Source organism: Paraliobacillus sp. PM-2, assembly GCF_001368815.1.
Lineage (GTDB): Bacteria > Bacillota > Bacilli > Bacillales > Amphibacillaceae > Paraliobacillus.
The window spans coordinates 124,898-137,981 of the sequence record NZ_CTEI01000001.1 but is presented as its reverse complement, the minus strand read 5'-3'; the positions used below and the strand labels follow the sequence as shown (position 1 = coordinate 137,981).

General features: G+C 36.5%; 10 protein-coding genes. 4 read left to right on the top strand and 6 right to left on the bottom strand.

Annotated elements, in window-relative coordinates:
• Positions 1 to 24 precede the first annotated feature (24 nt).
• Entirely contained in the window at positions 25 to 2,124 is a 2,100-nt protein-coding gene (locus BN1058_RS00615) for a tetratricopeptide repeat protein (protein ID WP_090851350.1), read from the bottom strand.
• Between the two features lie 616 nt (positions 2,125 to 2,740).
• On the opposite strand from BN1058_RS00615, the gene BN1058_RS00610 reads away from it, so the two are divergent.
• The 3 genes from BN1058_RS00610 to BN1058_RS00600 all read left to right on the top strand — a co-directional run bounded on the left by BN1058_RS00610 (position 2,741) and on the right by BN1058_RS00600 (position 6,473).
• Positions 2,741 to 3,637 carry a glycine betaine ABC transporter substrate-binding protein gene (locus BN1058_RS00610; protein ID WP_090851347.1) on the top strand — a complete coding sequence of 299 codons (897 nt, stop codon included), beginning with the start codon at positions 2,741 to 2,743 and terminating at the stop codon, positions 3,635 to 3,637.
• A gap of 141 nt (positions 3,638 to 3,778) precedes the next feature.
• Complete coding sequence (locus tag BN1058_RS00605; RefSeq protein WP_255306923.1) at positions 3,779 to 5,389, top strand: amidohydrolase; 1,611 nt, start codon at positions 3,779 to 3,781, stop codon at positions 5,387 to 5,389.
• A gap of 223 nt (positions 5,390 to 5,612) precedes the next feature.
• A complete protein-coding gene (locus BN1058_RS00600) occupies positions 5,613 to 6,473 on the top strand; it encodes a YitT family protein (RefSeq protein WP_090855833.1) in 861 nt (286 codons plus the stop codon).
• 225 nt (positions 6,474 to 6,698) lie between these two features.
• On the opposite strand, the gene pntB is transcribed toward BN1058_RS00600, so the two are convergent.
• The gene (pntB, locus tag BN1058_RS00595; RefSeq protein WP_218054207.1) at positions 6,699 to 8,105 is read right to left on the bottom strand and encodes a Re/Si-specific NAD(P)(+) transhydrogenase subunit beta; all 1,407 of its coding nucleotides are present in this window, start codon (positions 8,103 to 8,105) and stop codon (positions 6,699 to 6,701) included.
• 3 nt (positions 8,106 to 8,108) lie between these two features.
• Positions 8,109 to 9,656 (bottom strand): Re/Si-specific NAD(P)(+) transhydrogenase subunit alpha, encoded by a 1,548-nt coding sequence (locus BN1058_RS00590; RefSeq protein WP_090851341.1) that lies wholly within the window; start codon positions 9,654 to 9,656, stop codon positions 8,109 to 8,111.
• A 493-nt stretch (positions 9,657 to 10,149) separates the two neighbouring features.
• Between BN1058_RS00590 and BN1058_RS14240 the strand changes: the two genes are divergently transcribed.
• Complete coding sequence (locus BN1058_RS14240; RefSeq protein WP_176694402.1) at positions 10,150 to 10,317, top strand: hypothetical protein; 168 nt, start codon at positions 10,150 to 10,152, stop codon at positions 10,315 to 10,317.
• A gap of 134 nt (positions 10,318 to 10,451) precedes the next feature.
• Here the strand turns inward: BN1058_RS14240 and BN1058_RS00585 are convergent, their stop codons facing one another.
• From BN1058_RS00585 to BN1058_RS14410, 3 genes are all read right to left on the bottom strand, one after another.
• Positions 10,452 to 11,243 (bottom strand): DUF2935 domain-containing protein, encoded by a 792-nt coding sequence (locus tag BN1058_RS00585; RefSeq protein WP_090851338.1) that lies wholly within the window; start codon positions 11,241 to 11,243, stop codon positions 10,452 to 10,454.
• A gap of 125 nt (positions 11,244 to 11,368) precedes the next feature.
• Positions 11,369 to 12,904, bottom strand: a complete 1,536-nt coding sequence (locus BN1058_RS00580) for a recombinase family protein (protein ID WP_090851336.1) — start codon at positions 12,902 to 12,904, stop codon at positions 11,369 to 11,371.
• A gap of 51 nt (positions 12,905 to 12,955) precedes the next feature.
• Complete coding sequence (locus BN1058_RS14410) at positions 12,956 to 13,078, bottom strand: hypothetical protein (RefSeq protein ID WP_255306922.1); 123 nt, start codon at positions 13,076 to 13,078, stop codon at positions 12,956 to 12,958.
• Positions 13,079 to 13,084 lie beyond the last annotated feature (6 nt).

Here is a 13,084-nt window from a genome sequence, read left to right as displayed (position 1 = left end):
TATATTACTTTATTGCTTCTACACTTAACCAATCATATGCATCAACTCATACTGACTCAACCTCAATTCGAACAAGGTCAGTGGATCGCGATAGGTTTCAGGGTTGTCGTGCATTTTTTGTAAGACATGTGTATGGCTTTGAATATCTGTTTCAACCTTCTCCATTTCCATATTCAATACTTCCAATGGATTGGAGAAGAACCTGCTAACGTCCCACCCTATCGATCCCTCAAAGAATTCCAATTGCTGCATAAATGGGGTGATGATATCCTTAACTGTCTCACTATAATCCTCATTTTCAACATAGTTTATATATTTACTATAAAGCATGTCGTTATTCTTGGAGAAGGAACCAATTAGTTTGCCCGCTCCTTTTAAAAATAACTGGGAAGGGGTATTACGGCGCAAAACATTTATTTTTTCAAAACGCAGCAATCCGCGGGATATCCGTTCCAAGTCTCTTTGCCAATCATCGATCACTTTAAAGTCACCCTGCAGGACAATCTTTTCTTCACCAAATTGCTTATTAATTGTCTCACTTAATTCGTCACATGCTACTTGGTGTTTCTGGAATTCCGTTTTAGAATCCTCAACCCACTGCTGTACCGCATGTTTCACGTCATTGTTCACAAATTTTTTCATGAAGGTAACAATACGTTGATTCATTTCTTCATTTAAGTCTTCATGGATCGTGGAAAAATCACTGTCCTCCTGAATAATACTGGAACTAGCTTGTAAGTGTTTAGGCAGATCAGTCAACACACGTTGCGTTAAGGAATTTTTCATCTTACGGAACGCATCTGTCATCTCATAGGCCGCTTCCTTCTCCATCGTTCCAAGCTGTTGGTGGCTATGCTGTAAGCTAGCTAGTAATGCTTCATTCCAGTGAATATCTTCCTCTATGCCTTTTTCCAAATCTACTCTTTGTTGCAGCAGGAAAGCTATCGAAGCTTTAACCACTTGATGGATGCTTGACGGACTCGCCACCTCTATATTGTAACCCGTTAGCATCGGCTCTATATGCTCCGTTAACGCTTCTAACAAGCCTTCTTCTTTTGCCCAATCGTTAATAGCATGAAAAAGCTTCACCCCATCTTTTCTTCCATTTTGATTCGGTGTTGCATTTTCATACAGGTAGGTGGCTTTACTAATTAGATCTGCATCAAGCGTCGAAGGGAAGGTTTCATCCCATGCAAGGATGGCCGTGGAAGAAACCAACGCATCTGATTCTGACGTTATTTCTATCCAGTTCGCTAAATGATTTTGTACCAAATCAGAGATATCCTTGATTAAAAAGTCACCACTAATTAAGTCGAAGTATGCTTCTTGATATAAATTCGGAAGCTTCTCCCACACAAAAGGTAGTTCATTTTGCAAATCGTAAAGCAGCCGGTTCATCACGTTCAGCCATTCTAAATAATAAGCGCTTTGCCGATAGCTATTCCATAATACTTCTGTAAAGCTTTCAAAACGGTCACGGTCCAACTGCAGTAAATCAATCAGTAGACCATTAAAATAGTCTGGTGGATGATTAACGTTCAACCCTTGTTGAACATATCCTGATAAGACATCAACCCAATAGACCGATTGTGTTCGTATTGCCTCACCAACTGCTAGTTCAATAGCATGATCCCAATCATTAATATCCTCCAAATAGGTCTGGGCTATCTCTGTTAGGCGAGGATAATCAGGATTTAACGCAACAGCTTCCTTGATAGTGCTAACTGCTTTTGCTTGATTGCCTTGTTGTACATGCAAGGAAAGTAGCTGCAAGAAAACCTCCGATTGTAGGGCAAGTGATGACGTGTTGACTTGCCTGTAAAGTTCTTCTGCATCTTCCAATAATCCTAATTCCATGTGAGCATCTGCTATATTCTTCTGTCCCCATGGAATAAGCTCCTCTTCTAGAGGTTGCCTCCATTTAAAAATGGCAGCTTCATAATCATTATTCAAGAAATAAACTTCCCCTTGGGCGAAGCGAATCGATGATAGGTTCGGCTGTTGTTTTTGCATTTCTTCTATGTACATGTCACCCAATATCTTGACTGCGTGTCCTTGTTTGTTGCTTTCATCTATAATCGTTTGATAATAGGATTTACTAATTCGTTCATTCTCGGTTGTCACACTAATCCCTCACATTGTCATTTTTTTATGATGCGATGCACCTGATTACTTCAGCATACATCTATTCGTATTCCGATCATGCTTGTCTCATTCGTTGCATCGTGTTATTTACATATACCTCAGAAAAACTCGTATAACTATTTATACTATACGAGTGGGATCTTTTATTTATGGGGGATCTATGTACTACTTTGAATAAAAAAACAGCATGAAAAAATTGGTAGGTACTGAGGGGGGGTACCACCAAGAGGATATTTTTATGATTTCATTAAATTTTTTGTGTATTTTTCCTTAAATGAATAGAAACACCAGCATTGTGCAGGGTTGAGTGGTAAGGTAAATGTTCTAATGAGATGAATATTAGTACTTTTTATTATAGAATGTTTGCAAACACAACCGTCTGGATGGTATAGTACGTAACGTAATCAAACAAATTGTCAGACTGGTCTGAATATTCGCTAGATAAACTCCGTTAATTGACTGGTATTGCTTAGATGCAAAATACCTAATTATAGAATTAATAGTAACAATGTCATGTATTTATATTCTCTTGGGGTTTTTGCTAGGGAGACTCACGGTTTAAGACAAAATCATAAATATAAAAGGAGAGGTCACAGTGAAAAAAGCTTTATTAGGTCTATTGGCAGTATTATTTTTAGTATTTATTATTGGTTGTTCATCAGAAGAGGAATCGAATGCTACAGCAGATCAAGAGGAAGCAAAAGATAGTGATGAAAAAGGTCAAACAATAACTTTTGGTGTTACTCCGTGGACAAGTACAGTACCTCCAACTAAGATTGCAAGCCTTATTTTACAAGATATGGGGTATGAAGTAGAAGAAATAGAAGCAGAAGCTGGAAGTGTCTACGCTGGTCTTGCACGTGGAGATATTGATGTGTTTATGGATTCATGGCTTCCGGGACAAAGTAATTATTTAGAAAAATTTTCTGATAAGATTGAAAAAGTTGCTTTAAGTTATGATGACGCTGATTCCGGTTTGGTTGTACCAAAATATATGGAAGATATCAATGATATTGGAGACATAAAAGGCAAAGAGGATATGTTTAATAATGAAATATATTCGGTCGGAGAAGGGGATCCAGCAACAAAGAATATCGACAAAGTGATTGAAGGTTATGATTTAGACATGGTACAAATTAACTCTTCTGAAGGTGCTATGATGGCTCAAGCAGTTCGTATGATGAAAAAAGAAGAGCCAGTTATGTTTTATGGTTGGCGCCCCCATACAATGTTTAATAAATATAACGTTAAAATAATAAGTAATGAAAAAACACCAGAATACTTTAATGCTTCTACTGTTAATGTCATAGCAAATAAGGAGTTGAAAGAAAACGATTCTGATGTTTACAATTTTTTAAGTAATTGGAGCATATCGCTTAAAGATGTTGAAGAGATGATTACAATGATTGATAGTGGTGATGAACCAGAAGAAGTTGCACGTGAGTGGATTGATAATAACCAAGAAAAAGTTGAAGAAATGATAGAGAAATAAAAAAGATAAAATTCACAGTCTCATTTATAAAAGAGGAACTGTAGATACAAAACATTGGCTATCACGTTAAACATATGACCCAGTATAGAGGAGTGATGAATTCTGAATAAAGTAGATTTATTAATTACTAATGCTAACGTTTTGACACTAGATTCAAAAAATACTATTGCAGGATCAGTGGCAGTTACGAATGGAAAGATTAGTGATATATGGTTTCAATCAGAGCCGCCGAGTGGTGAAGTTAATATTTCTGACAATACCAAAATTCTAAATCTAAAGGGAGCCACAATGCTCCCTGGCTTTATTGATACGCATAATCATATTATAGACTATTCTCAAGCTCGTAATAGGGTTAATTGCAGTAGTCCTCCAAATCAAAGTATTGACAATATTTTAGAAGCAATTTCGAAAAGAACAATGGATGTTCCTATAGGGGAATGGGTTGTAGGGTATGGTTATGATGATACACTTCTTTCAGAAAAGCGACACCCTACTAGATTTGACTTAGATAAGGTTTCTCCAAACCATCCAGTTTTTATCACTCATATAAGTGGCCATTTAGCTGTTGTCAACTCAAAGGCACTTGAATTGGTTGGAATAGATGAATGCGTGTCCAATGATAACTTTGGAAAAAATAATCATGGAAAACTTAATGGTGTGTTGTATGAGCAAGCATTGGATCCCTTTAATGAAAAAATTCCTGATCCAACTGAGAAAGAAATGATCGATATGCTTGGAGAAGCTGCTAAAGATTTTATGGCCGAAGGAATAACAACAAGTACAGATGCAGCTGTCGGGTCATATTCTGGAATAATAGAATATGAGGTGCATCTTAAAGCAGCAGCACTAGGTATAAATCCATTGCGATCAAAACTAATGATAATGCATGATTTTTTCAGGCCGGGAGCTGTATTTGCAGGGTACAATGCTAAGAAGTTGGATCAAGAAATGCAAGAAAGATCCAAAGGCCTAGTTCGGTTAGATAGTGCAAAAATGTTTCAAGATGGATCAATTCAGGGACTTACCGGTGCATTAAGAGAGCCATATCACAATAAACCTAACTTATATGGACAATTATTTCATGAACAAAAGGCTTTCAATGAAGAGATTTTTGATTTGCACAACCGCGGTTTTCGTATAGCTATCCACGGTAACGGGGATCGAGCCATCGAGTCAATTATAGATGGTTTTCAATTTGCCTTAGAAAAAACACCACGTATCGATCATCGTCACAGAATTGAGCATGTACAGACCGCCACACTCAAGGACTTAGATAGAATGCAAGACCTTCAACTAGCAGGATCGTTTTTTATTAATCACGTTTATTATTGGGGTGACAGACACCAAAAATTATTTTTAGGTCCAGAACGAGCAAGTCGAATTAGTCCAATAAAAGATGCAGTTGATCGACAATTGTTGTTTACATTACATTCCGATTGTCCAATTACTCCCATTTCTCCACTTTTCTCAGTTTGGTCAGCAGTTAACCGGGTCACAAGGGAAGGAGAAATACTTGGTCCAGATCAGAGATGTGATGTAGTGACTGCTTTAAAAGCCATGACTATATATGGTGCACAACTTAACTTTGATGAAGAAAATTCAGGTAGTATAGAAATAGGGAAACATGCGGATTTCGCTGTATTAGAAAAAGATCCTACAAAAATAGATCCCATTGAAATTAAAGATATTTCTATTCTTTATACTTTGATTGGAGGAAAAATAGTTTTTGAAAAGGAAAGCTCTCATTATTGATACAAGTTATAACATTATACAATGATGATTATAAAATAAATCTAATATAGAGTTTGTCAACCTTTATAGTATAGGTACATAATCAATGAAGATTATTTGTACTCACCTTATAATTAAAGATTTGGACAAGACTGTCAAATTTAATTATAAGGTTTTTTTATTATTATACGAAAAATTCTTGATGACTCATTTAAAAATATGTATACTTCCCATCCATAATCTGATGTTAAATGAAAGGAGGAAAACAGTGAATAGAACAATTAAAGATGTACTTCTTGTTATTGTTGGATCATTTATTTTTGCTATTGGTATTAATTATTTTGCTATTCCCAACCGCTTATCAGAGGGTGGTACAATTGGGATCACCGTGGTTACGTACTATTTATTCCAATGGTCTCCTGGTATTGTCAACTTTGTCATTAATTCAGCTTTATTGGTAGTTGGTTACAAATTTTTTGATAGACGTGTAACTATTTATACCGTGATTTCCATCATTTTTTCTTCACTCTTTTTACATTTTACATTCGGTTGGGGACAAGAAATAAATGGGGATACATTATTAGCTGCCTTATTCGCCGGTTTGATGGTTGGTATCGGACTTGGACTTACATTTCGTGCAGGCGGAACAGCTGGTGGAGCTTCAATTCCTGCTAGGCTGGCAAATCAGTTATGGGGTTGGAGTATCGGAAAAGGGATGCTCGTTATTGATATTACGGTTATCGCAAGTTCTACTTTCATCATCGGACAAGAAAAAGCCATGTATACACTAATCTCCGTTTACGTTGGTGCTAAAGTAATTGATGTTGTGGTGGAAGGAACAAATGAACGTACAGCTGTTTTAATTATTTCAAGCTTTCCCGATGAAGTTCTGGATAAGGTGACAAACAGGATGACTCGAGGTATAACTGTTTTAGAAGGAAGAGGTGGATATACTAATAGAAATAAAGAGGTTTTGTATATTGTAATTAATAAGCAAGAAATTGTCCAATTAAAAAAAATAATCCAAGATATTGATTCAAATGCCTATGTAACTGTCCATAGCGTACAAGAAATACTAAGAGAGGGCTATAAGGGAGGGCGATAAAAGATCCTTGTAATTTTGTTGGTCTCATAAAAGTAACGCCTTCTAGGATTTCTTGAAGTTAACAATATAATATACCTAAATACTCATTTACAATGGATGCATTATTAAAATATTGGCTATTAGGATTAAACAAGGATGGGCTACTCTTAGGGTGATAGTACTGATATGAAAACCCTCGTAAATGCAGGCCGATTTCTGCATTTACGAGGGTTTTTCATCGTTATCTTATATCGAATGTAATATCTTATCCGTTGTCTCTTTTGCGTCTCCAAAACACATACTTGTATTTTCTTTAAAGAACAGCGGGTTTTGAACACCAGCATAACCTACACCCATGGAACGTTTCATCACGACAACATTTCTTGCTTTCCACACTTCCAAAACGGGCATGCCAGCAATTGGACCAGTTGGATCATCTTGTGCCGCTGGATTCACCGTATCATTGGCACCAATAACAAGCACTGTATCTGTTTCAGGAAAATCATCATTGATTTCATCCATTTCCAACACAATGTCATATGGTACATTTGCTTCCGCCAAAAGCACATTCATATGGCCAGGTAAGCGACCTGCAACTGGATGAATCGCGAAACGAACGGTTACCCCTTGATTGCGTAATTTTTTTGTCATTTCTGCAATGGGATATTGTGCATGTGCGACAGCCATGCCATAACCTGGCGTAATGATAACAGAGCTTGATTGTTTTAACATTTCTGCTACATCTTCTGCACTTATTTCACGGTGCTCACCCGCTTCTCCAGCAGCTGATGCACTAGATCCTTGGTCACCAAATCCACCTGCAATAACAGAAACGATTGATCGATTCATCCCCTTACACATTACGTAAGATAAAATCCAACCAGATGAACCTACCAAAGCACCAGTAATTATTAACAGGTCATTTGATAGCAAGAATCCGGCCGCTGCTGCCGCCCACCCAGATAGAGAGTTCAACACCGAGATAACAACCGGCATATCTGCCCCACCAATGGACATCACCATTTGCCAACCTAAATACAGTGCTAACACGGTCATGATGACTAAATAAATAAGTGCGTTTAACGAAGTTCCCTCGACAATAAATAAATACATGAGAACAACAGAGCTGACTATAAGGATGACATTCACGGCTCCCTTAAACGGATAGGAAAGGAGTTTTGATCCAATCATGCCATGCAATTTACCAAAAGCGACAATAGATCCAGTGAATGTAATCGCACCAATAAGTACACCAACATATACTTCAATTAATTCAATGTTTAAATGAACATCACGAACTGGCACATGTGTATATATTTTTATAAAACTATTAAAACCAACTAACACAGCAGCTAAGCCTACAAAACTATTTAAAGCTGCGATCAGTTGTGGCATTTCCGTCATTTTTACTTTTGTTGCTGAAAAAATACCGATTAAGGCACCAAGCAGCACTGCTACTATAACGTAGATCCACGCTTCCTTATCAAGATTTATACTCAAAATAGTGGCAACTATTGCAATAACCATTCCAATCATGCCATATATGTTCCCATTTTTAGCGGTTTCTTGTTTCGATAGACCAGCTAAGCTAAGGATAAATAGGATACCAGCGATGATATATGCGACAGTAACTAAACCTTGAGACATTCCCATTCCTTACACCTCCTGATCCATTCTAAACATCTTTAACATACGGTGTGTGACCATAAAACCACCAAAAATATTAATAGACGCTATTAAAATACCAATAAAAGCGATAATCTTAACTGCCAATATATCACTAGTAATCTGCAATAATGCACCAACTACAATAATACCTGAGATCGCATTTGAAACGGACATAAGCGGCGTGTGCAAAGCTGATGTTACCTTCCAAATCACGTAATAGCCTACCACGATCGCAAGGAAGAAAACCGTAAAATGAGATAAAAATTCTGGCGGTGATACTTGCCCAACCCAACCGAATAAAAGCATAGCAGCTATACCAAAACCATATTTCCAACCAGCGCGGTTTTTCGGTTCTTTTACATTTGTTTCTAATGCCGGTTGATTTTCTTCTTCCTTTACTGGAGCAGCAGAGACACTTATTTCAGGTGGTGGAAAGGTTACTTGTCCATCACGCGTAACCGCCATGTTTCGTAAAATCACATCATCAAAATCAATAGTGATATTTCCGTCTTTTTCTTTACATAACAACTTTGTTAAATTAACCAAGTTGGTTGCAAACATATCAGAAGCTTGCCCCGGCATGCGTCCTGGAAGATCGGTATATCCAATAATTTTCACGCCAGATTCTGTTACAACTAATTCATCAGGAACGGTATATTCACAGTTACCACCTGTAAGGGCAGCCATGTCCACAATTACTGATCCGGGCTTCATGCTATCTACCATCTCTTTAGTAATAAGCTTCGGTGCTGGTTTCCCTTGGATTAATGCGGTGGTGATGATGATATCTACTTCTTTCGCCTGTTCTGCTATTAAGTCCATTTCCGCTTTGATAAAAGCCTCTGACATTTCTTTTGCATATCCAGAGTCGGTAGATCCATCTTCATCGATGTCTACTCTTAAAAACTCTCCACCCATGGATTCAATTTGTTCCGCCACTTCTGAACGCGCATCAAACGCTCGAACAATCGCTCCAAGCGAACGACCAGTACCAATTGCAGCTAGACCAGCTACTCCAGCACCAATAACAAATACTTTCGCAGGTGGCACTTTACCCGCCGCAGTGATTTGTCCATTCAGAAAACGACCAAAGGCATGTGACGCCTCCATTATCGCTCGATATCCGCCAATGTTGGCCATAGAAGACAAGACATCAACAGACTGTGCGCGAGAAATCCGTGGCACCATATCCATCGCTAATACATTAATTTTTTTCTGATTGAGTCGATCAATTAACTCCTCGTTTTGACGCGGAAAAATCAAACTTACTAACGTCGCGCCTTCTTTCATCTTTGCGATCTCATCCTCGCTTGGCGGGTTTATTTTGTAAATGATGTCCGATTGCCAAACGTCAGCAGGACTTGCATGGACCGCTCCTGCCTTTTGATATTGCTCATCCGTAAAACTAGCTTGCTCTCCGGCCCCAACTTCAACCAAAATATCAAAACCGAATTTCTTTAGCTGTTCCACCGTTTTAGGAATCGCAGCAACCCGGGTTTCCCCAGTATAACTTTCCTTTGGTATCCCTATTTTCATACCTATACTCCTTTCAGCTCTGTTGTTTTGTGATGTATTTCACATTAGTGTGTTTATTGATCCTCGTGATGTTCTTTTTTATGGATTAGGAACTATTTTTCCTTTACCATATTAGATTAGTGAAAAATTTCTATAAATTCAGTATATTCAAAATGGTTGCATATGTATATAGATATTTTATGTCAGTTGTTTGAACTACTACATTTATTCAGTTATACTCGTTTTAATTTACATAAATATGCATAGCCATTCACGTATCCATCAACCGTCATTCTATCGATACATCTAAGTAATCTACTTTTGTTTTAAGTTCTCCATCCATGTTTTTGTTTTAGGTAAATCTAACAGACTAGTAATTTTCCTATCCTTATTTTATATTTAGTTGTATATGCATAATATTCATCTTTTAAATAATTATGCCATCTAGTCATTTTGTTTACTACTAGAAAATATTATTTAATATAAAAACACAATTCAATTGGAGGGTATTTAATTGGATATAATTTTATTATTTGGTGTTTTATTAACATTGTTTACGCTAGTAACAATAAAAAAAGTGAAAGCAGAAACATTTCCTCAAAAATTTGTTCATATAGGTTTACTAGTTGTAGGTGTAATCTTTCTAATCATATTCACAATTCAATTTATTATCTTTCAATAACAAGTAGGAGAGGTTAAAGTGCAGTCAACTTCAGTACTTTTCTGATTATATTCATTAATAATGGCCAAAATAAAAGACGCGTTATCAAACAAACGCGCCCGATTCTTTACTAAGCCAGTTTAGCTAGTAACCTACTAATTATTCTGGGTGAGGCTTTCATCGAACATATCAATAATGTGCAGGAACCTGTCAGCTTCGCGGAATACGTGGTCTGCAAGAAGTGGATGAATATTACTTTTAATTTTACATTCCTCTATTAATTCACTTGCGGTTTTCTTAAAATCACGTAAAGAGGTTACTGAAACACGGTTTTGATCTAAGAACTGGTCTAAAAGTGGTACTGTTTCTGATTGAGGCCGCATGGAGTCCATATCTAATGCTTGAAATACTAATTGATCAAAATCATGACTGAATTCTCGAGCTTGATCAACTAACTTCCTTTCAGAAGGATCAAGGAGGTGACCGATGAATTTAGAATGATCTGCCATAATTCTTAGAAAGAAAACATTCTCTTTTATAATGGTTTCTGGCAGCGGTTTTAACTTCCCTTCATTTAACTCCTTTAAACGATTAGCAAAATATGCTGCTTCACGGCTTGTGTGATCAAGTAATAACGGATAGTTGTTGGATACAATTTCACAACGTAATGATAATCCTAAAAGTTTTCGTTTATATGCCCATATCGAAGTAGCAGCTTGATACACTTGGATATTGAAATTTTTAATTCGTTCAGGTTCGGAGTTTTCGGAAAAGCTACTTAATTCTTGTTCAATTCGTTCAAATAAATCAATAAATTGCTGCGCTTCTTGAATTAACTTTGTATCATTATAGTTAAATCCAAGACTTAAAAATAAAGCATGCTCTTTCATTATTCTGGACCAGAAACGAATTTCATCTAGTGAACGTGAAACAAATGCATTAGCCATATATTCACCCCTAGTATAGTCATCCTTTAGATTCTATTCGACTAATGCAAACTATATGACTAATAATCGTTAAAATTTTTGGGATTATTTTTGAGTTGGTGCTATTTTTTAAAAACCTCTTTTACTTATGGTACGGTTCTTCGCACTTTATTAGGTGGTAAAACATCTACAGAAGAAAACCAGAAGGTTATCTTCTCGATTTCCTTCCGGTTTTCTTTAACGTGTATTTCCTTAATCAACGACCTTATTAATAGCTTTTTATCTTTATCATCAGCTTTTTCAAATAGCTGTTCAAAGTTTCTTAAGACATAAATTATCATGTCTTCATCTAATTCTACACCCTGGCTCTCTAGTTTACTTTCTAATGTCCTAATGCTTTGTTCTAATTCATGAATTTTACTTTGCAACCCTTCTATTAGCCTATTATAAGTACTAGCCTCTATATTATCATTAAAATAATCTTCATCTAGCTTAGACCTCTTGTCAAATAGCTTCTGTAATTGTCGTTTAAAAATTTTTATTTCTTTGGAGTACAAGCTGTTCTCATCATTATTTTTGTCCTTTATTTCCTTAACCACACTCTCTACAAAAAGCTTATTGTTAATCATTTGCTTAATAGTCCCCAATACTTTTGGTTCTATCACTTCCTTTTTGATTAGATTAGATCGGCAAGCAGACTTCCCTTTTGTGTGAAAGGCTTGGCACATGTAGTAATACAAATAACCCTTGCTTCCTTTTGATTTGCTTAAAACAGTTCCTGCTCCACACTTAGGACACTTTAATATTCCTGTTAAAAATAAATTGCCATTAAAATTACGATTAGTGGTAAACGACTTCTTTTGTGCTTCATTTACTGACTGCACCTTGTTCCACAACTCTTCAGTTATAATAGGTTCATGATGACCTTGCACGATTATCGGTTCAGTTTTTCCTTTTCTTCTTTTGGTACTCCACTCAGCGTGTTTCCTCCATACAAGTTTACCCCTATACACATGATTGTGTAATATTGCTTTTATTCCGGCTATACTAAAATCCTTTCCCTTCTTTGTCTTGTGTCCCTTTCCATTAAGTATGTTGGCAATTACCTTGTAACCTTTACCAATTGACCTTAACTCAAATATTTCTTTTACTAATTCACCCTCCTCTTGATTAATCACTAGATTTTTATCTACAGAATCATAACCTAAAATAATTCCGCCATTCCAATAACCCTGTTCGGCTCGTTGTCTCATGCCTGAATTAACCCTATCTATTATTGTTGCTCTTTCATAACTAGCAAAGGTTCCTAAAAGGGAAATGAACATGTGTCCAATCGTTGTAGATGATTCCATATCGATTGAAGTTATAATTAAATTTTTATCATTAGGTTTTAATTCGTTATCGATTAGTGACATTACATCGCCATTATTACGTGATAACCTATCTACTTTCCATACTAGAATTACATCTACTTTGTCAGCGCTTAAATCCTTAAACAACCGTTGCACTTCAGGACGATTAAAGTCCTTACCAGAATATCCACCATCCTTGTACACATCAAAAACATCATATCCCTTATTCTTTGCATATTCTCTTAGAGTCTTTTCTTGTGCATCTAAAGAGTAACCATTCTTCTGTTCTTCTGTAGATACTCTTATATAAATCCCAGCAGTTTTACCCATTTTCATTTCTCCTTTTTGATGACTAGGAGAGGGCCCCCCTCATCCTAGCTTTTATTTTCCAAAGTCTACATATTGACTGTGTTTTTTTATCATTTCTGCTATAAGCATAATAGCTTCGCTTTTCTTAGCTTCTGTTTCACTAGGTATTAGCACACTACTTTCTTTTTCTTCCACTACCTT

Coding starts and splice junctions, on each gene's coding strand:
- BN1058_RS00590 (WP_090851341.1), bottom strand. CDS start 9,656: ATGAAAATAGGGATACCAAAGGAAAGTTATACTGGGGAAACCCGGGTT.
- BN1058_RS00580 (WP_090851336.1), bottom strand. CDS start 12,904: ATGGGTAAAACTGCTGGGATTTATATAAGAGTATCTACAGAAGAACAG.
- BN1058_RS00585 (WP_090851338.1), bottom strand. CDS start 11,243: ATGGCTAATGCATTTGTTTCACGTTCACTAGATGAAATTCGTTTCTGG.
- pntB (WP_218054207.1), bottom strand. CDS start 8,105: ATGGGAATGTCTCAAGGTTTAGTTACTGTCGCATATATCATCGCTGGT.
- BN1058_RS00600 (WP_090855833.1), top strand. CDS start 5,613: ATGTTAAATGAAAGGAGGAAAACAGTGAATAGAACAATTAAAGATGTA.